The sequence below is a fragment of the Derxia gummosa DSM 723 genome (assembly GCF_000482785.1).
Classification (GTDB): Bacteria; Pseudomonadota; Gammaproteobacteria; order Burkholderiales; family Burkholderiaceae_E; genus Derxia; species Derxia gummosa.
In genome coordinates this window covers 622,596-646,081 of the sequence record NZ_KI519499.1, presented here as the reverse complement: position 1 = coordinate 646,081, position 23,486 = coordinate 622,596, and the positions used below count along the sequence as shown (strand labels likewise).

Below are 23,486 nucleotides of genomic sequence, written 5' to 3'. Positions count from 1 at the left end.
GACGCCTGATGCCCCGTTTGCATTTCTGGGCGCGCTTCGCGTCCGGTCCCGATCATCCAATCCGAACACCGTGCCGTCAGGCGCGGACGATCCTGCACATGGACAACCTCGACAGCCTCGTGACGGCGGCTGCGGCGGATTTTGCTGCCGCAAGCGATCCGGCGTCGCTCGAAGACGCGAAGGCGCGATACCTCGGCAAGAGTGGTCGCATCACCGAACTCATGAAGTCGCTCGGCGCGTTGCCGCCGGAGCAGAAGCGCGAGGCGGGCGCGAAGATCAACGCGGCCAAGCAGGCGATCGAGGCGGCGCTGAACGCGCGGCGCCAGGCGCTGGCCGATGCCCAGCTCGCCGCGCGACTCGCGGCCGAGGCGATCGACGTGACGCTGCCGGGCCGCGCGCGCGGCGCGGGCGTGATCCATCCGGTCATGCGCAGCTGGATGCGGATCGAGGAAATCTTTGCGTCGATCGGCTTCGACGTGGGCGATGGTCCGGAGATCGAGACCGACTGGTACAACTTCAGCGCGCTGAACAACCCGGAGAACCATCCGGCGCGTTCGATGCAGGACACCTTCTACGTCGACATGAAAGATGCCGACGGAAGGCTTCTTTGCCTGCGCACGCACACCTCGCCGATGCAGGTGCGCTACGCCCGCGCGCATGTCGCCAAGCATGAGGCGAAGGTCGCCGCCGAGGAGCTGACCGGCGCCGCCGCCGACATGCCCGAGATCCGCGTGATCGTGCCGGGCCGCACCTACCGCGTTGACAGCGACGCGACGCACTCGCCGATGTTCCATCAGTTCGAAGGGCTGTGGATCGGCAGCGACGTGAGCTTCGCCGACCTGAAGAGCGTGTACACGGCTTTCTTGCACGCCTTCTTCGAGCGCGACGACATCGTCGTGCGCTTCCGCCCGAGCTACTTCCCGTTCACCGAGCCGTCGGCCGAGGTGGACATGATGTTCGAGGATGGTCCGCTCAAGGGCCGCTGGCTGGAGATCGCCGGCTCGGGCCAGGTGCATCCGACCGTGGTGCGCAACTACGGGCTCGACCCCGAGAAGTACGTCGGCTTCGCTTTCGGCAGCGGCCTCGAACGGCTGACGATGCTGCGCTATGGCGTCGAGGACCTGCGGCTGTTCTTCGAGGGCGATCTGCGCTTCCTCGAACAGTTCCGCTGATCCGCGGCCGCCCACCAGAACAAACCAGCGAGGCAAGACATGCAGTTTTCAGAATCGTGGTTGCGCAGCTTCGTGAATCCGCCGGTGAGCACGGCGGAGCTGTCGCACCTGCTCACGATGGCCGGGCTCGAAGTGGAAGAGGAGCGCCCCGCCGCGCCGCCCTTCAGCAAGATCGTCGTGGCCGAGATCAAGTCGATCGAGAAGCATCCGGACGCCGACAAGCTGCGCATCTGCCAGGTGGATGCGGGCACGGGTGAGCTGCTGCAGATCGTGTGCGGCGCGCCGAACGCGGCCGCCGGCATCCGCATTCCCTGCGCGCTCGTGGGCGCCGAACTGCCGCCCGGCGAGGACGGCAAGCCCTTCCGCATCAAGCTCGGCAAGCTGCGCGGCGTGGCGTCGCACGGCATGCTGTGCTCGGCGCGCGAACTCGGGCTGTCGCAGGACCACGCGGGTCTCATGCTGCTGCCGGGCGATGCGCCCGTGGGCGAGGACATCCGCAAGTACCTCGAACTCGATGACACGGTGTTCGTCATCAAGCTCACGCCGGACAAGGGCCATTGCCTGTCGCTGCTCGGCATCGCGCGCGAAGTCGCGGCGATCACCGGTGCGCCGCTCAATCTGCAGGCGATTGCAGCCGCCGACGTCAGCAGCGACGAGAAGCTGCCGGTGCGCGTCGAGGCGGCCGATCTGTGCGGCCGTTTCTCGGGTCGCGTGATCCGTGGCCTGGACGCCAGGGCGCCGACGCCGCAATGGATGAAGTCGCGCCTGGAGCGCGCCGGCCAGCGCAGCATCTCGGCGCTGGTCGACATCTCCAACTACGTGATGCTCGAACTCGGCCGGCCGTCGCACGTGTTCGACCTGGCGAAGATTTCGGGCGGACTCGTCGTGCGCTGGGCTAAGGCGGGCGAGGAACTGAAGCTGCTCAACGGCAGCACGGTGTCGCTCGACGAGAGCGTGGGCGTGATCGCCGACGCGCATGGCATCGAATCGCTGGCCGGCATCATGGGCGGCGACTCGACGGCGGTGTCGCTCGACACGACCGACGTGTACGTCGAATGCGCCTTCTGGTGGCCCGACAGCATCCGGGGCCGCGCGCGCCGCTACAACTTCTCGACCGACGCCGGCCACCGCTTCGAGCGCGGCGTCGATGCGACGACCACCGCCGAGCATCTCGAACGTCTGACGCAACTGCTGCTCGACATCTGCGGCACCGACGCGACCCGCGTCGGCCCGGTGGACGACCACGTCATCGCGCTGCCCGAGCGCAAGCCGGTGCGCATGCGCGTCGCGCGCGCCGCTCGCATCCTCGGCGTCGAGGTGCCGGCCGAGCGCTGCGCCCAGGTGTTCGCGCAACTCGGCTTCAGCTTTACCGAGAGCGACGGCGTGTTCGAGGTGACGCCGCCTGGCCCGCGCTTCGACATCGAGATCGAGGAAGATCTGATCGAGGAAGTCGCGCGCATCGTCGGCTACGAGAACATTCCCGTGCGCCCGCCGGTCGCGCTCCAGCGCATGCGCGCGACGCCCGAGACGCGCCGCCCGACGCATGCGCTGCGCCGCGCGCTGGCCGCGCTCGGCTATGTCGAGACGGTCAACTACGCCTTCGTCGAGGAGGCGTGGGAGCGCGATTTCGCGGGCAACGCCGATCCGATCCGCCTTGTGAATCCGATCGCGAGCCAGATGTCGGTCATGCGCTCGTCGCTGCTCGGCAGCCTCGTGAGCGTTCTGCGCTACAACCTCAACCGTCGCGCCGAGCGCGTGGCGGTGTTCGAGCTGGGCCGCGTGTTCCTGCGCGACGCGGCGGTGGCCGACGGGCTGTCGTCGGTGGCGGGCATCGCCCAGCCGCTGCGCGTGGGCGGGCTGGTGTACGGCCCGTCGGCGCCCGAGCAATGGGGCGTGGCGAAGCGGCCGGCCGATTTCTTCGATGTGAAGGCCGACGTGGAGGCGCTGTGCGCCGGCGCGGGCGCGGTGGGCTTCGAGCGCGCCGAGCATGTCGCGTTGCATCCAGGCCGCAGCGCCCGCGTGCTGCTCGACGGCGTGGCGGTCGGCTTCATCGGCGAGCTGCATCCCAAGCTCCAGCAGGCCTATGAACTGCCGGTCGCGCCGGTGGTCTTCGAGTTGGATGTGGAAGCTCTGCGTGCCCAGCCGCTGCCGAAGGCGAGCATTCCGCCGCGCTTCCAGCCGGTGCGCCGCGACCTGGCGATCGTCGTCGATCAGGCCGTCAGCGCCGGTTCGGCGCTCGACTGCATGCGCGCGACGGTGGCCAAGGAGGGCTTCTCGGAGCTGGTGCGCGAGCTGGCGCTGTTCGATGAATATCGCGGTAAGGGCTTGTTATTAAACGAGAAAAGTCTTGCCTTCAGGATTGTGTTGCAAGACAATTCCGGCACCTTGCGCGATGAGCAGATCGAGTCGGTGGTGGCTCGCATCGTCGCCGGTCTCGAAGCCGGCATCGGCGCCCGCCTGCGGGCCTGACAGCGCGAGGATCGCTTTCGCCACTTCGCCTGCCGCCTCTGATCCCGGATTTCCAGCCCATGAACGACGACCAAGACGCCATGCAAGACGAGGTGATTCCGTTCGGTCGTCTCGCGGCGCTCGAAAGCCGCGGCAAGGGGGGGCTGGCGTCACCCTCCCGCCCGGTGCCCTTGACGGGACGCGGCTTCACACTCGCGCCCCAGCCCAAGACGAGCGAGTCGGTCACGCTCACCAAGGCGGAGCTGGCCGAGCTGCTGTTCGAGCGGGTCGGCCTCAACAAGCGCGAGGCCAAGGACATGGTCGAGATCTTCTTCGAGGAGATCGCCCGGGCACTGGAGGCCGGCGAGGTGGTGAAGCTGTCGGGCTTCGGCAATTTCCAGCTGCGTGACAAGCCGCAGCGCCCCGGGCGCAATCCCAAGACCGGGGAGGAGATTCCCATCACCGCCCGCCGTGTCGTCACCTTCCACGCGAGCCAGAAGCTCAAGCAGCTCGTTGACAATGGCTGACATCGCGGCGGGCTGATCCTGCCGCTCCACGCTGCCGAATCGTGAGGATGTCTTGGATCGCCGTCCGAAGTCGCACGAAGTCACGTTGCTGCCGCCGATTCCGGCCAAGCGCTATTTCACGATCGGCGAGGTCAGTGAGCTGTGCGGCGTCAAGCCGCATGTGCTGCGCTACTGGGAGCAGGAGTTCGCCCAGCTCAAGCCGGTCAAGCGGCGCGGCAATCGCCGCTACTACCAGCATCACGAGGTTCTGCTGATCCGGCGCATCCGCGAACTCCTCTACGAGCAGGGCTTCACCATCAGTGGCGCGCGCAGCAAGCTGGATGCCGTCAGTGGGGAGGGAAGGGCGTCGCCCGACCTCGAAACCGCCGCGATCGCGGAAGTGCTGGACATCGCGGCGTTGCGTTCCGAGCTGCTGGCGCTGCGCAGGATGCTTGATGGCAAAGAAAAATGATGCAAACCTGAAAATCGCTGCTATTATTACTGGCTGTTCGGGGTGTAGCGCAGCCTGGTAGCGCACTTGCATGGGGTGCAAGGGGTCGCGAGTTCGAATCCCGCCACCCCGACCAGAAGTTTTCCCGACGGCAGCCCTCGCCGGCAGTCGTCAATACCGGGCAAGATGGCCGGGCCGCGAAAGCAGCCCGGCCGTTTTTGTTTGTGCGGGCCGCATCGCGGTCCGGGCGGATGATCCGGCGGAGGGATCGCGCGATCCCTCCGCCATCCATCACCGCGGCCTTGTCGCAGACCCACGGTTCCCGCTCATGCGAATTCTTGTCAGCAACGACGATGGCTATTCGGCGCCCGGCATCGAGGCGCTCGCCGTCGCGCTGGGCAGTTTCGCCGAGGTGACGGTCGTCGCACCGGACCGCAATCGCAGCGGCGCCTCGCATTCACTCACACTCGACCGGCCACTGCGGCTGACCGAAGTCGGCGATCGTCGCTATCACGTCGATGGCACGCCAACCGATTGCGTGCACGTCGCGCTTACTGGCGGCCTGCTCGTGGCAGCGCCCGACCTGGTGGTGTCCGGTATCAACAACGGCGCCAACCTCGGCGACGACACGATGTATTCAGGCACGGTCGCGGCAGCGATGGAGGCCTATCTCTTCGGATTGCCGGCCATCGCCTTCTCGCTCTGCACGCATGACTGGGCCGGGCTGGATCGCGCTGCCGAGGCCGCCGCCGCGCTGGTGCGGCAGCACGTGACGCGGCCGCTGCCGGCCCCTTTCCTGTTAAGCGTGAACTTTCCCGTCTCGGCCGATCCAGCGCGCTGCACCGTCACGCGACTGGGCAAACGGCACGTGTCGGAGCCGGTGATCCGCGAGTACGACGTCGACGGGCGCGTGATGTTCCGGATCGGCGCGGTCGGCAACGTGCGCGACGCCGGCCCGGGCAGCGATTTCCATGCGGTGGCGAGCGGATTGGTGTCGGTGACGCCGCTGCACCACGATCTCACGCACACCGCGCGGCTTGATGCCGTGCGTGGCTGGTTGGGTGCATGAGCGAGCGCAAGCCGCCCAAGTGGGTTGCGCCGTTGCCGGGCGGGCACCACCTCGACGGTGTTGCGCCGCGCTACGGCATCGCCCAGAAGTTCATCGACAAGAGCGCCGCCAAGCCGACGCAGGCCGCTGATATGGTCCGACCAACCTCGCCGGACACCGCCGGCCGGGCCGTCCCGCCGAAGGGAGCGATGCCGGGCACGTCGCGCGGTGGTCCGCTCGCGACCGCGCCAGAGGCGCGACGCGGCGCTGTTCCGGCACCGACCGGCGCGCGCGGGCCGCAGTTGCCGCCCTTGCCTGTGCCACGTCCCGCCAGCGTGACGCGCGCATCGCTGCCGCCCCAGCCGAGTTTCCCCGGTGCCAACGCCACGCGTCCGCCGGGTGCGCGTCCCCCGGTCGATTCGGTGCAGGGGCGCCGCGAGCGGCTGGTGCGCGATCTGGCGGCGCGTGGCTTGCAGGATCTCGCCGTGCTCGACGCGCTGCGCACCGTGCCGCGCGATGCCTTCGTCGATCCCGCACTTGCGAGTCGCGCCTATGACGACACCGCGCTGCCGATCGGCCATGAGCAGACGATCTCCCAGCCCTTCACCGTCGGCCGGATGCTGGAACTCATGCGCCAGGGCCGCCCGCCCGGCCAGCGTCTGGCGCGGGTGCTGGAAGTCGGTACCGGCTGCGGCTATCAGGCGGCTGTGCTCGGGCAGATCGCCGACATGGTCTTCTCGATCGAGCGCATCCGTGCCCTGCACGAATTGGCGCGCAGCAACCTGCGGCCGCTGCGGCTGGCCAATGTGCGCCTGCATTTCGGCGATGGCCGCGTCGGCCTGCCCCACGAAGGGCCGTTCGACGGCATCGTGGTGGCGGCGGCCGGTTTCGAGCTGCCGCAGGAACTTCTCGACCAGCTCCGCGTCGGCGGTCGGCTGGTCGCGCCGGTGGCGCGCGGCGACGGTCGCCAGCGCCTCGTGGTGATCGACCGAACCGGCCGCGCCGACTGGCAGAGGGCCGAAGCCGATGACGTACACTTCGTGCCGCTTCGATCCGGCACGACCTAGAACGATGCTCCTCCAGCCTTTCTTCTCCCGCCCGAAGCGCCTGCGCATCGCGCTCGCCATGCTTGGCGGACTTCTTTCCGCCTGCACCACTTCCCAGCAGGAACGCCCGCCGGTGCAGATCGTCGATCGCTCGACGTCGCCCTCCGGCAGCGGCGCGTCCGGTCCGGCCCCGATCGTGTCGGCCAGCGCGAGCACCGGCACCGGTCGGACCTATGTAGTGCGCAAGGGCGACACGCTCTACAAGATCGCCGTCGAGCACGGCAAGGATTTCCGCGACATCGCGGCACTCAACCAGCTCGAAAGCCCGGATCGCATCCTCGTCGGCCAGACGCTCAGGATCGACGCCGATGCCGGCGCATCGGCTCCGGCCGCCACCCCCGCAGTCGTCGCGACGCCGGTGGTGATCGGCGCTCCGCTCGACAGCAAGCCGCTTGGCGAGGCCGGCAAGTCGGGCGCGGCCAAGCCCGCCGACGTCGGCGGCAAGCCGGCCGATGCCGCCAAGCCCACCGATGCCGCGCGACCCGACGCCGGCAAGCCCGCCACCGTGCCCGACGCAAAGCCCTCTCCGGTCGCCGCACCTGCGGACAGTGCCAAGCCGGCCGCCGACGATGGTCCGATCACCTGGGCCTGGCCCACGGGCGGGCGGGTCATCGACGGATTCGACGACCCGCGCAACAAGGGGCTCGACCTCGGCGGCAACGTCGGCGACGCTGTGCTCGCGGCCGGCGACGGTAAGGTCGTCTACGCCGGCAACGGCCTGCGCGGCTACGGCCAGCTACTCATCATCAAGCACAACGACAACTTCCTTTCGGCCTACGCCCACAACAGCAAGCTAGTCGCCAAGTACGGCGACAGCGTCAAGCGCGGCCAGAAGATCGCCGAGCTGGGCAATACCGATACCGACAAGCCCAAGCTGCATTTCGAGATCCGCCGTCAGGGCAAGCCGGTCGATCCGGCCAAGTACCTGCCCGCGCGCTGAGCGCAGTCGGGTTGCTGCACGCAAGGGGAGAGGCCATGACGCCGATACTCGTCTTCGACATCGAGACCATCCCCGACTGCGACGGCCTGCGCCGACTGCACGCCGGCGAGGAAGGCTGGGACGGCGACGATGCCGCCGTCGCCGAACGCGCCTTCGCGGCGCAGCGCGAGAAGAGCGGCAGCGACTTCCTGCGCCACCATGTCCAGCGCGTCTGCGCGATCAGCTGCGTGATGCGCACCGACAAGAGCCTGCGCGTGCGCTCGCTCGGCGACGAAAGCAGCGACGAGGCCACGCTCGTCGCCGAATTCTTCGACCTCATCGAACGCAGCACGCCCCAGCTCGTGAGCTGGAACGGCGGCGGCTTCGACCTGCCGGTGCTGCACTACCGCGCGCTCGTCCACGGCATCCAGGCCCCGCGCTACTGGGACTGGGGCGACGACGACCGCGAGTTCAAGTGGAACAACTACCTGAGCCGCTACCACACCCGCCATCTCGACCTCATGGACGTGCTGGCGATGTTCGGCGGCCGGGCCAATGCGCCGCTCGACGACCTCGCCAAGCTCTGCGGCTTCCCCGGCAAGCTCGGCATGGACGGCGGCAAGGTCTGGGACAGCTATCTGGCGGGTGGCCTGCACGGCATCCGCTCGTACTGCGAGACCGACGTGATGAACACCTGGCTCGTGTACTGCCGCTTCCGCCTCATGCGCGGCGAGATCGGCCGCGAAGCCTATGACGCCGAGATCGCGCTCGCCCGCGAGACGCTCGGCGCGCTCGCCGCCAAGCCCGGCTGCGAGCACTGGAAGGAATACCTCGAAGCATGGAAGTGACCGATCTCCCGACGCCGCAGGATGCGGCTCCCGACCAACCCGCTGCCGCGACCGTCCCGCTCACCCCCCGCCTCGAACCCGGCGTGGTCGACATCGAATCCATCGACATCGAGGCGCGCGGCGTCGCCCGCCTACCGAGCGAGAACGGCACGTCCGGCGGCAAGGTGGTGTTCATCGAGGGCGCGCTGCCCGGCGAGCGTGTGCGTTACAAGAGCTACCGCCGCAAGCCGACCTACGAATTCGCCGAAGTTACCGAGGTCATCCGCGCGAGCGCCTCGCGGGTCGTGCCGCGTTGCGCCCATTTCGGCACCTGCGGCGGCTGCTCGATGCAGCACCTTGACCCGGCCGCCCAGCTCGCGATCAAGCAGCGCGTGCTGGAGGACAACTTCGCGCACATCGGCAAGCTCAGGCCGGGCGTGATGCTGCGGCCGATCCAGGGGCCGGACTGGGGCTACCGCTTCCGCGCGCGGCTGTCGGTGCGCTACGTGCCCAAGAAGGGTGGCGTGCTGGTGGGCTTTCACGAGCGCAAGTCGAGCTATGTGGCCGACATGGCCGAATGCCATGTGCTGCCGCCGCACATCGCCGGCCTGCTGCTGCCGCTGCGCGAACTGGTCGGCTCGCTGTCGATCCGCGAGCGCCTGCCGCAGATCGAGTACGCCCAGGGCGCGGACGTGACGGTGCTGGTGCTGCGCGTGCTGGAGCCGCTGTCGGCAGATGACGAGCGGATCGTGCGCGACTTTGCCGACGCGCATCGCGTGCAGATCTGGCTCCAGCCCAAGGGGCCGGACACGGTGCGGCCCTTCCATCCGCCGGCCGAGGTGGCGCCCGCGCTCAGCTACACGCTGCCCGAGTACGGCATCACGATGCCGTTCCGCCCGACCGACTTCACTCAGGTGAACCATCGCATCAACCGCGTGCTGGTGAGCCAGGCGCTCGGCCTGCTGCGGCCCGAGCCCGGCGAGCGCGTGCTCGATCTGTTCTGCGGCATCGGCAATTTCACGCTGCCGCTTGCGCGTCGGTCGGGCTCGGTGCATGGCATCGAGGGCAGCGAGGCGCTGGTGCATCGCGCGGGCGAGAACGCGCGCTTCAACGGCATCGAGCATGCGAGCTTCGCCGCGCGCAACCTGTTCGAGGTTACGGCCGACGAAGTGGCGAGCTGGGGGCATTTCGACCGCTGGCTCATCGATCCGCCGCGCGAGGGGGCGCTTGCGGTGTCGCAGGCGCTCGCGGCGCTGGCCGCGCGCGGCGACCACGCGCTGCTGCCGAAGCGCATCGTCTATGTGAGCTGCAATCCGGCCACGCTTGCGCGCGACGCGGCGGTGCTGGTGCACGAGGGTGGCTTCAGGCTGGAGGCGGCGGGCGTGGTGAACATGTTCCCGCACACCTCGCATGTGGAGTCGATGGCGGTGTTCGTGCCGCCGGCGGCCTGAGCGGCGCGGCAATGAAAAAGGCCCGCTGCTGATGCGGGCCTTTTGTCTTGCGCCGACCCGCCGCAGCGGGTGCCGCGAGGCTTACTCGTCGCGCTGGCCGGTGAAGGCCATCACGAGCTGGAGCAGGCTCGTGAACATGTTGTACAGATCGAGATAGACCGCGAGCGTGGCCGTCACGTAGTTGGTCTCGCCGCCATTCACGATGCGGTTCAGGTCGAACACCAGGAAGCCCGCGAAGATCGCGAAGGAGATCGTCAGCAGCGCGAGCTGGAAGGCCGGCACCTGGAAGAACAGGTTGGCGATCATCGCCACCAGCAGCATCACGAGGCCGATCGTCAGGAACTTGCCCATGTTCGACAGGTCGCGCTTGGTGGTCGTGGCGAATCCGGCGAGCACGAAGAACAGCATCGCCGTGGCACCCGCCGTCATCGTGATCATCTGCGGGCCGTTCGAGAACCGCAGCGCCACGCTCAGCAGGCCGCTCAGCATCACGCCCATGAAGCCGGTAAAGCCGAGCAGCAGCGCCACGCCGACGCTGGAATTCTTGTACTTCTCGATCGCGAAGAAGAAGCCGAAGGCGACGGCCATGAACACGATCGCGCCCATCCAGCCGCGGAACAGCCCGCCGAGATTGAAGCTCAGGCCGACCCAGGCGCCGACGATGGTCGGCAGCATCGAAAGTGCGAGCAGGGCATAGGTGTTGCGCAGCACGCGCTGGCGCTGCTCGGCGCTGGGTGCGGCCCAGCGGGTATCGATGACGGCGTCGTCGCCGAAGATGCTGCGTTGGTCGGAACCGCGAATCATCAAGTCCTCCATGATTGAAAGCCAGAAGATAGCTGGCGCACTGGAAGCGGATTCTGCATCAGTGCGGCACTTTCAGGCGTGACCGGCGGGTATCGCCGGTGTCGATTGCCGTCGAAAGTCCGCGCTGGCTGCCTTGGAACCGTCATGCCGGCGGGAAAATCCTTTCAAAATCCGCATGTTAGAATCGCAGACTTGGCCTCAAGCAGGGCCAGCGCTTCCAGAATCATTCAACCACGTACCCGTCGTACGTCTCCGGAGTCCAGTAAATGGCGATTGAACGCACCCTCTCGATCATCAAGCCCGACGCAGTCGCGAAGAACGTGATCGGCAAGATCATCACCCGCTTCGAAGACGCCGGCCTGAAGGTCGTTGCCGCGCGCCTCACGCAACTGTCGCGCGCCGAAGCTGAAGGCTTCTACGCCGTGCACAAGGAACGCCCCTTCTTCAACGACCTGGTCACGTTCATGATCTCGGGCCCGGTGTTCGTGCAAGTGCTCGAAGGCGAAGGCGCCATCCTCAAGAACCGTGACCTGATGGGCGCGACCGACCCGAAGAAGGCTGCCCCCGGCACCATCCGCGCCGACTTCGCCGAGAGCATCGACGCCAACGCCGTCCACGGCTCCGACGCGCCCGAAACCGCCGCCGTCGAGATCGCCTACTTCTTCCCGGCGCTCAACGTCTACTCGCGTTAAGCAACACACGGGCGCACACGGAATGAGCCGCATCAATCTGCTCGATCTCGATCGGGCCGGGCTTGAAAGCTTCGTCGCCGGACTCGGCGAGAAGCCCTTCCGTGCGCGCCAGCTGCAACGCTGGATCCACCGCAGCCTCGCCGCCGACTTCGACGCGATGACCGATTTGGCCAAGTCCTTCCGGGCCAAGCTGCCCGAACTGGCCGAGATCCGCGCGCCGCAGCCGATCCGCGATCACCTCTCCGCCGACGGCACGCGCAAGTGGCTGTTCGACGTGGGCAACGGCGACGCGGTGGAATCGGTGTTCATCCCCGAGGACGACCGCGGCACGCTGTGCGTGAGCACCCAGGCGGGCTGCGCGGTCAACTGCCGGTTCTGTTCCACGGGCAAGCAGGGCTTCAGCCGCAACCTCGCCGTGGGCGAGATCATCGGCCAGCTCTGGTACGCGGAGCGCGAGCTGCGCCGTTCGCTCGGCACGCCGGAAGGCGAGCGCGTCATCAGCAATGTGGTGCTGATGGGCATGGGCGAACCGCTGCTCAACTACGAGGCCTCGGTCGCAGCGATGCGGCTGATGCTCGACGACGACGCCTACGGCCTGAGCCGGCGCCGCGTCACGCTGTCGACGTCGGGCGTCGTGCCCTTCATCGACCGGCTCGGCACCGATCTGCCGGTCGCGCTGGCCGTCTCGCTGCACGCGAGCAACGACAAGCTGCGCGACGTGCTCGTGCCGCTCAACGTCAAGTACCCGCTGGCCGAGCTGATGGAAGCCTGCCATCGCTACCTGGCCCATGCGCCGCGCGACTTCATCACCTTCGAGTACGTGATGCTCGACGGCGTGAACGACCGCGTCGAGTATGCGCGCGAACTGCTCGCCCTCGTGCGCGAGCACGGCGTGAGCTGCAAGTTCAACCTGATTCCGTTCAATCCCTTCCCGGAGTCCGGCCTCGGCCGCACGCCGATGGAGCGGATCAAGGCCTTTGCCGGCGTGCTGATCGACGCCGGCATCGTCACCACCATCCGCAAGACGCGCGGCGACGACATCGACGCCGCCTGCGGCCAGCTGGCCGGCGACGTGCGCGATCGCACCCGCCTCGCCGAGCGCGGCGCCTTCGTGCCGATCGACGTGGTCAAGTCGGCGGCGCGTGTCGCGCCCGCGCGCACCGGCCGTCACTGACAGGAACCGTCCATGCGCTACGTCGGCGCTGCGCTTGCCCTGCTGTTGCTGCTTTCCGCCTGCGTCACCCAGCGCTCGGCGCCCGTCGAACGCACGACCGACATCGATTCGGAAGAGATCGTCGGTCAGGGCAAGCCGGCCGAGGCGCGCAAGCGCGCCCAGATCCGCGTCGAACTGGCGGCCAACTACTACACCGAGAACAAGTTCGAGGTCGCGCTCCAGGAGCTGAAGAACGCCGTCAGCGCCGACCCCAGCTATCCAGAGGCCTACAACCTCTACGGCCTGGTCTACATGGCGATCGGCGAGCGCGAAAAGGCCGAGGAAAACTTCTCGCGCGCGCTGCGGCTCGCGCCCAACGATTCGTCGGTCAACACGAACTACGGCTGGTTCCTGTGCCGCAACGGCCGCGAGAAGCAGTCGCTGCCCTACTTCGACGCGGCGCTCAAGAACCCGCTCTATCCGACGCCGTCGGTCCCGGCGCGCAGCGCAGGCATCTGCGCCTACCGCCTCGGCGACTACCCGCTCGCCCGCAACTACCTGCAACGCTCCTTCGACAGCGAGCCGGGCAATCCGACGACGATGTTCCATCTCTCGCGTACCTATCTGCGCCTCGGCGATCTCGAACGCGCGCGCTTCTACGCCCAGCGGCTGAACCGGCAGATCACGCCGACGGCCGAATCGCTGTGGCTCGAAGTGCGCATCGAGCATGCGCGCGGCGACCGCGATGCCGAGGTGCTGGCGCTGACGCAGCTGCGCCGCCAGTTCCCCGAGTCGCGCGAGTACGCGGCCTTTCAGCGAGGCGATTTCAATGAGTGAGCCTTCCGGCAACGATCGCGCGCTCGATGTCGATACCCGTCCAGTTGAGGGTGGATCGGTCGAGAGCGGCACGCAGGCCCGGCCTCCCGTCTCCCAGGCCGAAGCGGCGGCGCCTGCCGGGCACGCAGGCGCAATCCTGGCGCGGGCGCGTCAGGCGCAGGGAATGTCGGTCGAGCAGATCGGTCAGCGCATCAAGGTGGGCGCGCGTCAGGTCGAGGCGATCGAGGCTGGCCGTTGGGGTGATTTCCCGACGCCGGCAATCCTGCGCGGCTTCGTGCGCGCCTATGCGAAGGCGGTCGAGATCGATGCCGCGCCGCTGCTGGCCGAGCTGCCGCGCATCGAGGTGACGCCGGGTCAGCTCACGGGCGTGGCGAGCGTCGGTCGGCCGGTAAGCGCGGGCGGGCGAAATTTCAGCGGCTTTGGCTGGTGGATCGGTGCTGGCGCGGGTGCGCTGTTGCTGATCGGCGCGGCCGTGCTGCTGCCGAAGCTGGATCTGGCCGGCTGGATCGCCGCACGGGAGCATGCGGCCGAACCGCGGCCGGTTGCGCCGGTGGCGGACGTTGACCCTGCGTCGACGGCGGGTGCCCCGACAGTCGGTGCTACGGCGCCGGCTGCGAGCGCGCAGCCGCTGCCGTCCGGCGAGGCAGCGGGCGCGGCCATGCCGCCGGTCGAGGGCAACCAGTCCGCGCCGGTAACGCAGCCGGTCGCCCCGACTCCGGCTGCGCCGACTGGCGCGACGGGCCAGCTTGCGGCGCCTGTGCCCTTGTTGCCCACGCAGCCAGTGCCGACCCAGGCCGGGGCAACGTCGGCTGGCGCTCCTCGCAGCGCTAGTACGGCGGCGGGTACGCCCGCAACCGCTGCCGCTCCGGCAACGGCGCCTGCCCAGGCTGCTTCCGTCGGCGCGGCCCCGGCCGCATCCCAGCCTGCCGCGCCGGCGCCAGCCCCTGTCCAGACTCAACCCGCGCCCGGCAACTCCCGTCTCAAGCTCGACTTCGAGCGCGAGACCTGGATCGAGATCCGCGACGCGAGCGGCAAGATCATCTCCACCGGCGTCACGCCGGCCGGCGGCAGCGTCACCTCCGAGGGCAAGCCGCCGTTCCGCATCATCATCGGCAACGTGCCGGGCACGCGCTTCGCGGTCGATGGCCGCGCGGTCGAGCTGGCGCCGTTCAGCAGCGGCAACGTTGCCCGCTTCACCTATCCGCCCGAGAACAAGCAATGAATTCGCGCGATCCGGCTTACGCCTCTCTTCCCCTGCGCCACGGCCCCGCCGCGCGGCGCGCGTCCCGTCGCGTCGAGGTGCGCTGGGGCGAGCGCGTGGTGACGGTGGGCGGTGGCGCGCCGGTCATGGTCCAGTCGATGACCAACACCGACACGGCCGACGCCATCGGCACCGCCATCCAGATCAAGGCGCTGGCCCAGGCCGGCTCCGAGGTGGTGCGCATCACGGTCAACACGCCCGAGGCCGCCGCCGCCGTGCCGCACATCCGTGAGCAGCTCGACCGCATGGGCATCGACGTGCCGCTGGTGGGCGACTTCCATTTCAACGGCCACAAGCTGCTCACCGACCATCCGGCCTGCGCCGAGGCGCTGTCGAAGTACCGCATCAATCCGGGCAACGTCGGCCGGGGCGAGCGCCGCGACGAACGCTTCGCCGCGATGGTCGAGACCGCCTGCAAGTACGACAAGCCGGTGCGCATCGGCGTGAACTGGGGCTCGCTCGATCCCGAGGTCATGGCCCGCCTGATGGATGAGAACTCGAATCGCGCCGAGCCCTGGGACGCCCAGTCGGTGATGCACGAGGCGCTCGTCACCTCGGCCATCGAGAACGCCCGGCGCGCCGAGGAGATCGGCCTGGGCGGCGACCGCATCGTGCTGAGCGCCAAGGTGAGCGGCGTGCAGGACCTCATTACCGTCTACCGCATGCTCGCGCAGCGCTGCGACTACCCGCTGCACCTCGGCCTGACCGAGGCCGGCATGGGCAGCAAGGGCATCGTCGCGTCGAGCGCGGCGATCGGCGTGCTGCTGCAGGAAGGCATCGGCGACACGATCCGCATCTCGCTCACGCCCGAGCCGGGCGGCGACCGCACGAAGGAAGTGGTGGTGGCGCAGGAGCTGCTCCAGACGATGGGCCTGCGCGCCTTCGCGCCGCTGGTCATCGCCTGTCCGGGCTGCGGCCGCACCACGAGCACCTTCTTCCAGGAGCTGGCCGACAGCATCCAGCGCTTCCTGCGCGAGCAGATGCCGGTGTGGAAGCTGCGCCATCCGGGCGTCGAGAACATGCATGTCGCGGTCATGGGCTGCGTCGTCAACGGGCCGGGCGAAAGCAAGCATGCCGACATCGGCATCTCGCTGCCGGGCTCGGGCGAGGACCCGGTGGCGCCGGTGTTCGTCGATGGCGAGCGCAGTGTCACGCTCAAGGGCGAGCGCATCGCCGAGGAATTCCAGGCCATCGTCGAGAGCTATGTCGCGCGGCGCTATCCGGCGCCGGGCAGCACGCTCGCGGCGGCCGACGCGGGAGCGGGCGCATGAGCGACTTGAACGCCCGCCGCACGATCGCGCCCGCCAGCGCGATCGCCGACGCCCCCCGACACGGCGGCCAGCACGCCTGACGCCTCCGCGCCCGCGGCCGTGACCGGCTTGCGGGCCGTTCACGAAAGAACAAACACATGGCCAAGATCGAGAAGCTCGGCGCCGTCAAGGGGATGAACGACATCCTCCCGAAGGACGCGCCGCTGTGGGACTACTTCGAGGACACGGTGCGCGGCCTCATGCGCGCCTACGGCTACCGCCAGCTGCGCACGCCCATCCTCGAATACACGCCGCTGTTCAAGCGCGGTGTCGGCGAGCACACCGACATCGTCGAGAAGGAGATGTACAGCTTCACCGACGCGCTCAACGGCGAGGCGCTGTCGATGCGCCCCGAGGGCACGGCCTCGGCCTGCCGCGCGGCGATCGAGCACAACCTCACCTACGACGGCGGCAAGCGGCTCTGGTACACCGGCCCGATGTTCCGCCACGAGCGTCCGCAGCGCGGCCGCTATCGCCAGTTCCACCAGGTCGGCTGCGAGGCGCTCGGCTTCGCCGGGCCGGATGTGGATGCCGAACTGATCTACATGTGCGCGCGGCTGTGGGAAGAGCTCGACATCCGCGACGTCCAGCTTCAGATCAACTCGCTCGGCAACGCCGAGGAGCGCGCGCGCCATCGCGCCGACCTGATCGCCCACCTCGAAGCCCACGCCGATGTGCTCGACGAGGACGGCAAGCGCCGTCTGCACAGCAATCCGCTGCGCGTGCTCGACTCCAAGAACCCGGCGATGCAGGACGTGGCCAATGCCGCGCCCAAGCTCATCGACTACCTCGGCGCCGAATCGCGCGCGCATTTCGAGCAGCTCAAGCGCCTGCTCAAGATGCGCGGCATCCAGTACGAGGTGAATCCGCGTCTGGTGCGCGGCCTCGACTACTACAACCTCACCGTGTTCGAGTGGGTCACGACGCGGCTCGGCTCGCAGGGCACGATCTGCGGCGGCGGCCGCTATGACGGCCTGTTCGAGCTGCTCGGCGGCAAGCCGACGCCGGCCTGCGGCTTCGCGATGGGCGTCGAGCGCATCCTCGAACTGCTGCGCGAGGGCGACGTCGATCCCAAGGAAGGCGTCGATGTGTACGTCGTCCACGCGGGCGAAGGCGCGCTCCAGCTCGGCATGCAGGTGGCCGAGCTGCTGCGTGACCAGGGCATCGAGGTGCTGGTGCATGCGGGCGAGGGCGGCTTCAAGTCGCAGATGAAGAAGGCCGACGCCTCGGGCGCGGCCTTCGCCGTCATCCTCGGCGAGGACGAGGTCTCGAAGAACGAGGTCACGCTCAAGCATCTGCGCGACGAAACCGGCGACGGCGCGGGCAGCCAGGAGCGCATGCCGGTGTCGCACCTGCCGCTGAGGCTGCTCGAAGTCTTCGGCTTCGGCAACGGCGGTGACGAGGACTGAGCGCGACGCGCATTTGAAGACGGCGGGCTGGTGCCCGCATCACATCAACCAAGCAACGAATACGCATGGCATACGACCATCAAGAGCAGGAACAGCTCGAAGCGCTGAAGGCGTGGTTCCAGACCTGGGGCAAGGCGATCGCGGCGGGAGCGGTGGTCGTGGCTGCCGCCTTTGGCGGCTGGCAGGGCTGGCAGGCGTGGCAGCAGAAGAAAGCCAATGCGGCGGCACTCGTCTATGACGAGCTCCAGCAGGCTGCCCAGGCCGCCAAGGCCGACGATGTGAAGCGCCTCGCGGGCACGCTCGCGGCCGACTACAAGGGCACGGCCTATGCCGCCATGGGCGCGCTGGTCGCGGCCAAGGCCGAGCTGGCCGGCGGCGACGCCAAGGGCGCCCAGGCGCATTACGAATGGGTGATCGCCAACGCCAAGCTCGAAGAATTCGCAGCGATGGCGCGCCTGCGCCTGTCCGGCGTGCTGCTCGACCAGAAGGACTACGACGCGGCGCTCAAGGCGGTATCCACCGGCATGCCGGCGGCCTTCGAGGCGCTCGCGGCCGACCGTCGCGGCGACGTGCTCGCGGCCCAGGGCAACAAGGCCGAGGCGCGCAAGGCCTATGTCGAGGCGCTCGACAAGCTCGCGGTCAAGCGCGAGAACCAGGGCCTGCGCCAGATCATCGAGATCAAGCGCGACGCGCTCGGGGAGGGCTGAGATGGCTCGCCTCGCTTCTCTTCGCGCGGGCGCGTTCGCGCTCGCCGTTGCGATCGGCCTCGCGGCCTGCGGTTCGACGCCGCAGCGCGTGCCGGCCGATCTCAAGCCGATCGAATCGAGCGTCGCCGCGCGCACGCTCTGGACCGCCAAGCTCGGCGAGGACGGCCCCTGGGCACTCGCGCCGGCGCTGGTGGACGGCACGGTGCTGGCGGCGTCCACCAAGGGCCGGCTCGCGCGGCTCGATGCCGCGACCGGTCGCGAGCGCTGGCGCGTCGAGACCGGCTTCAAGGTGTCGGCGGGCGTGGGCACGGATGCGGCCACGGCGGTCGTCGGCGGTCCGGACGGCCAGGTCGCGGCCTTCGCGCTCGATACCGGCAAGCAGCTCTGGAAGGCGCGCGTGCCGGCCGAGCTGATCGGCGTGCCGGCGGTGGCCAATGGCATGGCCGTCGTGCGCTCGTCCGACTCGCGCCTCTACGGCCTCGACCTCGCCACCGGCGAGCGCAAGTGGTCGCTGATCCGCCCGGTGCCGCCGCTCACGCTGCGCGTGCCCTCGGGCATGGTGCTCGCGGGCGATGTGCTGCTCGCGGCCTTCCCGGGCGGGCGGCTGCTGGGCGTGAAGGTCGCCAACGGCCAGGTCGTGTTCGACGTGGCCGTGGCCCAAGCCAAGGGCACGACCGAGCTTGAGCGCGTGGTGGACGTGGTCGGCACGCCGGTGGTCGAAGGCAGCGAGGTCTGCGCGGCGACCTACCAGGGCCGCATCGGCTGCCTCAACGGCGCGACCGGCCAGACCATCTGGGTGCGTGACTTCTCGGCCGGCGCCGGCCCGGCGGCCGATGTGCGCCGCGTGTACGGCGTGAGCGAGCAGGCCGTCGTGCAAGCCTTTGCACGCGATACCGGCACCCTCCTGTGGACCAACGACAAGCTCAAGTTCCGCGACCTCGCGGCGCCGCTGTCCTGGGGCCGCACCGTCGTCGCGGGCGATTACCGCGGCTATCTGCATTTCTTCGACCGCGAGACCGGCAACCTGATCGGCCGTCTCGCCACCGACGGCAGTGCCATCCGCATGGCGCCCGTCTCGCTCGAACCGGCGGCGCGCGGCTTTGTCGTGCAGACAGCCGACGGCGCGGTGGTCGCGGTCGCGACCGAATAACGGAGCTTCATGAAACCCGTCATTGCCATCGTGGGCCGGCCGAACGTCGGCAAGTCCACGCTTTTCAACCGCCTCACGCGCAGCCGCGACGCCCTCGTCGCCGACCTGCCGGGCCTCACGCGCGACCGCCATTACGGCGAGGGGCGCGTGGGCGGGCGGCCCTATCTCGTCGTCGATACCGGCGGCTTCGAGCCGATCGCCAAGGACGGCATCTTCCACGCGATGGCGCAGCAGACGCTCCAGGCCATCGCCGAGGCGGACGCCGTGGTGTTCGTGGTCGATGGCCGCCAGGGCCTCACGCCGCAGGACGAGATCATTGCCGACCGCCTGCGCAAGAGCGGCGTGCGCGCGACCGTCGCCGTGAACAAGGCCGAGGGCATGACGGGCGACAGCCGCTCCGCGATGCTCACGGCCGACTTCCACCGCCTCGGCCTCGGCGATCCGTGCGTGATCTCGTCGGCCCACGGCGACGGCGTGGTCGAGATGATCGAGACCGTGCTGGCTGACTTCCCCGAGGAAGAGGAAGCCGACGACAGCGAGCGGCCGCGCCGCACCAAGATCGCGATCGTCGGCCGGCCCAACGTCGGCAAGAGCACGCTCATCAACACGCTCGTGGGCGAGCAGCGGGTGATCGCCTTCGACATGCCGGGCACGACGCGCGACGCGATCGAGGTCGAGTTCGACCATGCCGACCGGCCCTACACGTTGATCGACACCGCCGGCCTGCGCCGGCGCGGCAAGGTGTTCGAGGCGGTCGAGAAGTTCTCGGTCGTCAAGACGCTCCAGGCCATCGCCGACACCAACGTGGTCGTGCTCATGCTCGACGCCCAGCAGGAAATCTCCGACCAGGACGCGCACATCGCGGGCTTCGTCGTCGAGCAGGGCAGGGCGGTGGTGCTCGCGGTCAACAAGTGGGATGGCCTCGACGAAGACAAGCGCGACTGGGTCAAGCGCGAGATGGCGCGCAAGCTCGGCTTCATGGACTTCGCCAAGCTGCATTTCATTTCGGCGCTGCATAACCGCGGCATCGGCGCGCTGATGAAGTCGGTGGCCGGTGCCTGCGACGCGGCCTTCCGCAAGCTCTCCACGCCCAAGCTCACGCGCGCGCTGCAGGACGCCGTGGCGCATCAGGCGCCGCCGCGTCACGGCCTGTCGCGCCCGAAGCCGCGCTACGCGCACCAGGGCGGCATGAACCCGCCGATCGTGGTCATCCACGGCACCGGTCTGGGCAACGTGCCGGCGCACTACACGCGCTTCCTGGAAGGCCGCTTCCGCAAGCAGTTCGCGCTTGAGGGCACGCCGCTGCGCATCGAGTACCGCAGCACCGCGAACCCTTTCGATGATCGCGACCGCTGATGCGCATCAGGGGCTTCCCGCAGCGGTGACGACTTGTCACCTCTGCTCCCGGAAGTCCGGTTGCCCCTAGGCTTTCGCTTGGGGTAAGGTGCGGCGCTCGCCCTGACGCGAGGGCGAACATCACAACAACATTTCCTCGAACGGAGCTCCAATGAGCAACAAGGGCCAGCTGCTACAAGATCCTTTCCTCAACACCCTGCGCAAGGAGCACGTTCCGGTCGCCATCTATTTGGTCAACGGCATCAAGCTCCAGGGCCAGATCGAGTCCTTCGACCAGTACGTCGTCCTGCTGCGCAACACCGTGACGCAGATGGTCTACAAGCACGCAATCTCCACCGTCGTGCCGGCACGCGCCGTTCACTTCCAGGTCGAGCAGCAAGCCGACTGACACGGCCCGCGAGTTGTCACGCATCAACCCCGCTGAAGGTCTCGCCGGCGGCATCGGAGAGTTCGGTGTCCGCGGCGCGCGAGGCGCTAAGAACACGCATGACGAGCGCGCCCGCGCACTGATCGTCGGCGTCGATTTCGGATCCTCCGATTTCGCAGATTCCTTCGACGAACTCGAGCTGCTCGCCGGTACTGCCGGCGCGCAGGTCGTCGGCCGCGTGAGTGGCAAGCGCTCGACGCCCGATCCTAAGCACTTCGTGGGCTCGGGCAAGGCCGAGGAAATCAAGCTCGCTGCCAGCGCCGAGCATTGCGATCTCGTCATGTTCAACCACGCGCTGTCGCCCGCGCAGCAGCGCAACTTGGAACAGGTGATCGGCCTGCGCGTCATCGACCGCACGAGTCTGATCCTCGACATCTTTGCCCAGCGTGCCCAGTCGCACGAGGGCAAGATCCAGGTCGAGCTCGCCCAGCTTCAGCATCTGTCCACGCGCCTCGTGCGCGGTTGGACCCACCTGGAGCGGCAGAAGGGCGGCATCGGCCTGCGCGGCCCCGGCGAAACCCAGCTCGAAACTGACCGCCGCCTCATCGGCGAGCGCGTCAAGCAGTTGCGCATCAAGCTCGGCAAGCTCCAGGCGCAGCGCGATACCCAGCGTCGCGCGCGCGAGCGGCGCGGCACTTTCAGCGTCTCGCTCATCGGCTACACCAATGCCGGCAAGTCGACGCTGTTCAACGCGCTCACGCGGGCGCGGGCCTACGCGGCCGACCAGCTGTTCGCGACGCTCGACACGACCACCCGCCGCATCTGGATCGATGGCGTCGGTCAGGTGGTGCTGAGCGATACCGTCGGCTTCATCCGCGAACTGCCCACGCAGCTCGTCGAGGCTTTCAAGGCGACGCTCGAAGAAACTATCCACGCCGACCTGCTGCTGCATGTGGTCGACGCGGCAAGTCCGTCGCGCCATGCGCAGATCGACGCGGTGAACTCGGTGCTGCGCGAGATCGGCGCGGCCGACATCTCGCAGATCGTCGTCTACAACAAGGCAGATGCGGCCGGGCTTGATCCCGAGGCTTCGCGCAACATGGACGGCAGCATCGACCGCGTCGTCCTCAGCGCGCGTATGGGCGCCGGCCTCGACCTGCTGCGCGCCGCCATCGCCGAGCGCGCCGACGCGAGCCGGCTCGGCGGAATGCAATTCGTCGGCGACAATGCTGTCGAAGAGCTTTCAGGCGACTCCGATCCACCTCTCTGATCCCGATACCGACGACCATGACCGGCGCACCGCGCAAGCCCTCGCTGGCCCTTCAGGACAATCCCTCGGATCCCGGCAATCGCCGCCCTGAAGACGGCCCGCCCGACCTCGAAGAACTGTGGCGCAACGTCAACCGGCGCATCTCCGGCCTGTTCGGTAAGCAGGGGCCGGAGCCGACGCCGTCGTCCGGCAAGGGCGGCGGCAGCAATCTCGGCATCGGCCTCGCGGTCGGGGCGGCGGTGCTCATCTGGGCGGCGAGCGGTTTCTACATCGTCCCGGAAGGCCAGCAGTCGGTCACGACCACCTTTGGCCAGTACTCGGGCACGTCGAGCCGGGCCGGCCTGCAATGGCGCATGCCCTACCCGATCCAGTCGCATGAACTCGTGAATGTGGCCGAGCTGCGCACGGTCGAGATCGGCTATCGCGGCGGCGCGCGCACCAAGATCCTTCCCGAGGCGCTGATGCTGACGGACGACGAGAACATCATCGACATCCAGTTCGCCGTGCAGTACCGCATCCGCGAGGACGGCGCGGCCGACTTCGTATTCCAGAACCGCAATCCCGAAGACGCGGTCAAGCAGGCTGCCGAGACCTCGATGCGCGCCGTGGTCGGCCGGCAGAAGATGGATTCTGTGCTGTACGAAGGCCGGGCCGACGTGGCCGAGGAAGTGCGGTCGATCATGCAAGGCATTCTCGACCGCTACAAGACCGGGATCCTGGTGCAAAGCGTCGCGATCCAGCAGGCCCAGCCGCCCGAGCAGGTGCAGGCCGCGTTCGACGACGCGGTCAAGGCCGGTCAGGACCGCGAGCGCCAGATCAACGAGGGCGAGGCCTATGCCAACGACATCATCCCAAAGGCGCGCGGCGCGGCCTCGCGGCTGACCCAGGAGGCCGAGGGCTATCGCCAGCGGGTGGTCGAGACCGCCACCGGCGACGCGGCCCGCTTCAAGTCGGTGCTGACCGAATACAACCGCGCCCCCACGGTGATGCGCGATCGGCTCTACATCGACGCGATGTCGCAGATCTACCAGAACACTTCCAAGCTGCTGGTCGATACGCGCGGCAACGGCTCGCTGCTCTACCTGCCGCTCGACCAGCTCATGCGTCAGGTGCAGTCGGATGCCGCGCGCGGCACGCCGGGTTCGGTCGCGCTGCCGGCCCAGCCGCATGACGCCGCGCCCGCCGAGTCGCGTTCGCGCGACGTGCTCCGCGGCCGTGACCGCGATTCCCGCTGACCCGTTT

At 68.5% G+C, this 23,486-nt stretch carries 22 protein-coding genes and 1 tRNA gene; 22 read left to right on the top strand and 1 reads right to left on the bottom strand.

Translation table 11 applies throughout. From position 1 onward, the window contains the following. Positions 1-98 precede the first annotated feature (98 nt). From pheS to rlmD, 10 genes are all read left to right on the top strand, one after another. Complete coding sequence (gene pheS / locus H566_RS0120220; RefSeq protein ID WP_034412286.1) at positions 99-1,172, top strand: phenylalanine--tRNA ligase subunit alpha; 1,074 nt, start codon at positions 99-101, stop codon at positions 1,170-1,172. Positions 1,173-1,211: 39 nt separating this feature from the next. After that, complete coding sequence (gene pheT / locus H566_RS0120215; protein ID WP_028312858.1) at positions 1,212-3,641, top strand: phenylalanine--tRNA ligase subunit beta; 2,430 nt, start codon at positions 1,212-1,214, stop codon at positions 3,639-3,641. A gap of 59 nt (positions 3,642-3,700) precedes the next feature. Next, positions 3,701-4,147: an integration host factor subunit alpha gene (locus H566_RS0120210; protein ID WP_245591413.1), complete on the top strand. Its 447-nt coding sequence runs from the start codon at positions 3,701-3,703 to the stop codon at positions 4,145-4,147. A 52-nt stretch (positions 4,148-4,199) separates the two neighbouring features. Next, on the top strand, positions 4,200-4,598 hold the full coding sequence (locus tag H566_RS0120205) for a MerR family transcriptional regulator (protein ID WP_028312856.1): 399 nt from the start codon (positions 4,200-4,202) through the stop codon (positions 4,596-4,598). Between the two features lie 38 nt (positions 4,599-4,636). Beyond that, positions 4,637-4,713: transfer RNA gene (locus tag H566_RS0120200), tRNA-Pro, on the top strand. 192 nt (positions 4,714-4,905) lie between these two features. Further along, entirely contained in the window at positions 4,906-5,646 is a 741-nt protein-coding gene (gene surE / locus H566_RS0120195; protein WP_028312855.1) for a 5'/3'-nucleotidase SurE, read from the top strand. Positions 5,647-5,942: 296 nt separating this feature from the next. After that, complete coding sequence (locus H566_RS27800) at positions 5,943-6,692, top strand: protein-L-isoaspartate(D-aspartate) O-methyltransferase (protein ID WP_425387964.1); 750 nt, start codon at positions 5,943-5,945, stop codon at positions 6,690-6,692. Positions 6,693-6,696: 4 nt separating this feature from the next. Further along, a complete protein-coding gene (locus tag H566_RS30440) occupies positions 6,697-7,671 on the top strand; it encodes a peptidoglycan DD-metalloendopeptidase family protein (RefSeq protein ID WP_051379063.1) in 975 nt (324 codons plus the stop codon). 35 nt (positions 7,672-7,706) lie between these two features. Then, positions 7,707-8,498, top strand: coding sequence for a 3'-5' exonuclease (locus H566_RS0120180; protein ID WP_028312853.1), 792 nt, complete (start codon positions 7,707-7,709; stop codon positions 8,496-8,498). Then, on the top strand, positions 8,489-9,928 hold the full coding sequence (gene rlmD, locus H566_RS0120175) for a 23S rRNA (uracil(1939)-C(5))-methyltransferase RlmD (protein ID WP_084545321.1): 1,440 nt from the start codon (positions 8,489-8,491) through the stop codon (positions 9,926-9,928). The genes H566_RS0120180 and rlmD overlap by 10 nt, the downstream gene beginning before the upstream one ends. A gap of 81 nt (positions 9,929-10,009) precedes the next feature. On the opposite strand, the gene H566_RS0120170 is transcribed toward rlmD, so the two are convergent. Next, a complete protein-coding gene (locus H566_RS0120170; protein ID WP_084545376.1) occupies positions 10,010-10,732 on the bottom strand; it encodes a Bax inhibitor-1/YccA family protein in 723 nt (240 codons plus the stop codon). A 266-nt stretch (positions 10,733-10,998) separates the two neighbouring features. Here H566_RS0120170 and ndk point away from each other — a divergent pair, with 266 nt between their 5' ends. The 12 genes from ndk to hflK all read left to right on the top strand — a co-directional run bounded on the left by ndk (position 10,999) and on the right by hflK (position 23,479). After that, positions 10,999-11,424: a nucleoside-diphosphate kinase gene (gene ndk, locus H566_RS0120165; protein WP_028312850.1), complete on the top strand. Its 426-nt coding sequence runs from the start codon at positions 10,999-11,001 to the stop codon at positions 11,422-11,424. A gap of 22 nt (positions 11,425-11,446) precedes the next feature. Next, entirely contained in the window at positions 11,447-12,598 is a 1,152-nt protein-coding gene (gene rlmN, locus H566_RS26675) for a dual-specificity RNA methyltransferase RlmN (RefSeq protein WP_051379062.1), read from the top strand. Positions 12,599-12,610: 12 nt separating this feature from the next. Next, positions 12,611-13,414, top strand: a complete 804-nt coding sequence (pilW, locus tag H566_RS0120155; protein ID WP_028312849.1) for a type IV pilus biogenesis/stability protein PilW — start codon at positions 12,611-12,613, stop codon at positions 13,412-13,414. After that, the gene (locus H566_RS27795; protein ID WP_084545320.1) at positions 13,407-14,636 is read left to right on the top strand and encodes a RodZ domain-containing protein; all 1,230 of its coding nucleotides are present in this window, start codon (positions 13,407-13,409) and stop codon (positions 14,634-14,636) included. The genes pilW and H566_RS27795 overlap by 8 nt, the downstream gene beginning before the upstream one ends. Beyond that, positions 14,633-15,946: a flavodoxin-dependent (E)-4-hydroxy-3-methylbut-2-enyl-diphosphate synthase gene (gene ispG, locus H566_RS26665; protein ID WP_051379060.1), complete on the top strand. Its 1,314-nt coding sequence runs from the start codon at positions 14,633-14,635 to the stop codon at positions 15,944-15,946. The genes H566_RS27795 and ispG overlap by 4 nt, the downstream gene beginning before the upstream one ends. A gap of 137 nt (positions 15,947-16,083) precedes the next feature. Continuing rightward, a complete protein-coding gene (gene hisS / locus H566_RS0120140) occupies positions 16,084-17,394 on the top strand; it encodes a histidine--tRNA ligase (protein WP_028312848.1) in 1,311 nt (436 codons plus the stop codon). A 65-nt stretch (positions 17,395-17,459) separates the two neighbouring features. Beyond that, entirely contained in the window at positions 17,460-18,101 is a 642-nt protein-coding gene (locus tag H566_RS0120135) for a YfgM family protein (protein WP_028312847.1), read from the top strand. 1 nt (position 18,102) lies between these two features. Then, positions 18,103-19,251: an outer membrane protein assembly factor BamB gene (gene bamB, locus H566_RS26660; RefSeq protein WP_034412282.1), complete on the top strand. Its 1,149-nt coding sequence runs from the start codon at positions 18,103-18,105 to the stop codon at positions 19,249-19,251. A 9-nt stretch (positions 19,252-19,260) separates the two neighbouring features. Further along, positions 19,261-20,607, top strand: coding sequence for a ribosome biogenesis GTPase Der (gene der / locus H566_RS0120125; RefSeq protein WP_028312846.1), 1,347 nt, complete (start codon positions 19,261-19,263; stop codon positions 20,605-20,607). Positions 20,608-20,758: 151 nt separating this feature from the next. Continuing rightward, complete coding sequence (hfq, locus tag H566_RS0120120) at positions 20,759-20,995, top strand: RNA chaperone Hfq (protein WP_028312845.1); 237 nt, start codon at positions 20,759-20,761, stop codon at positions 20,993-20,995. A 52-nt stretch (positions 20,996-21,047) separates the two neighbouring features. Continuing rightward, on the top strand, positions 21,048-22,244 hold the full coding sequence (gene hflX, locus H566_RS0120115; RefSeq protein WP_051379112.1) for a GTPase HflX: 1,197 nt from the start codon (positions 21,048-21,050) through the stop codon (positions 22,242-22,244). 17 nt (positions 22,245-22,261) lie between these two features. After that, the gene (gene hflK / locus H566_RS26655; protein WP_051379059.1) at positions 22,262-23,479 is read left to right on the top strand and encodes an FtsH protease activity modulator HflK; all 1,218 of its coding nucleotides are present in this window, start codon (positions 22,262-22,264) and stop codon (positions 23,477-23,479) included. Positions 23,480-23,486: the final 7 nt, after the last annotated feature.

Bases quoted from the DNA above. Each gene is read 5' to 3' on its own strand.
- pheS (WP_034412286.1), top strand. From the start codon at position 99: ATGGACAACCTCGACAGCCTCGTGACGGCGGCTGCGGCGGATTTTGCT.
- pheT (WP_028312858.1), top strand. From the start codon at position 1,212: ATGCAGTTTTCAGAATCGTGGTTGCGCAGCTTCGTGAATCCGCCGGTG.
- H566_RS0120210 (WP_245591413.1), top strand. From the start codon at position 3,701: ATGAACGACGACCAAGACGCCATGCAAGACGAGGTGATTCCGTTCGGT.
- surE (WP_028312855.1), top strand. From the start codon at position 4,906: ATGCGAATTCTTGTCAGCAACGACGATGGCTATTCGGCGCCCGGCATC.
- H566_RS30440 (WP_051379063.1), top strand. From the start codon at position 6,697: ATGCTCCTCCAGCCTTTCTTCTCCCGCCCGAAGCGCCTGCGCATCGCG.
- H566_RS0120180 (WP_028312853.1), top strand. From the start codon at position 7,707: ATGACGCCGATACTCGTCTTCGACATCGAGACCATCCCCGACTGCGAC.
- rlmD (WP_084545321.1), top strand. From the start codon at position 8,489: ATGGAAGTGACCGATCTCCCGACGCCGCAGGATGCGGCTCCCGACCAA.
- H566_RS0120170 (WP_084545376.1), bottom strand. From the start codon at position 10,732: ATGATTCGCGGTTCCGACCAACGCAGCATCTTCGGCGACGACGCCGTC.
- ndk (WP_028312850.1), top strand. From the start codon at position 10,999: ATGGCGATTGAACGCACCCTCTCGATCATCAAGCCCGACGCAGTCGCG.
- rlmN (WP_051379062.1), top strand. From the start codon at position 11,447: ATGAGCCGCATCAATCTGCTCGATCTCGATCGGGCCGGGCTTGAAAGC.
- pilW (WP_028312849.1), top strand. From the start codon at position 12,611: ATGCGCTACGTCGGCGCTGCGCTTGCCCTGCTGTTGCTGCTTTCCGCC.
- H566_RS27795 (WP_084545320.1), top strand. From the start codon at position 13,407: ATGAGTGAGCCTTCCGGCAACGATCGCGCGCTCGATGTCGATACCCGT.
- ispG (WP_051379060.1), top strand. From the start codon at position 14,633: ATGAATTCGCGCGATCCGGCTTACGCCTCTCTTCCCCTGCGCCACGGC.
- hisS (WP_028312848.1), top strand. From the start codon at position 16,084: ATGGCCAAGATCGAGAAGCTCGGCGCCGTCAAGGGGATGAACGACATC.
- H566_RS0120135 (WP_028312847.1), top strand. From the start codon at position 17,460: ATGGCATACGACCATCAAGAGCAGGAACAGCTCGAAGCGCTGAAGGCG.
- bamB (WP_034412282.1), top strand. From the start codon at position 18,103: ATGGCTCGCCTCGCTTCTCTTCGCGCGGGCGCGTTCGCGCTCGCCGTT.
- der (WP_028312846.1), top strand. From the start codon at position 19,261: ATGAAACCCGTCATTGCCATCGTGGGCCGGCCGAACGTCGGCAAGTCC.
- hfq (WP_028312845.1), top strand. From the start codon at position 20,759: ATGAGCAACAAGGGCCAGCTGCTACAAGATCCTTTCCTCAACACCCTG.
- hflK (WP_051379059.1), top strand. From the start codon at position 22,262: ATGACCGGCGCACCGCGCAAGCCCTCGCTGGCCCTTCAGGACAATCCC.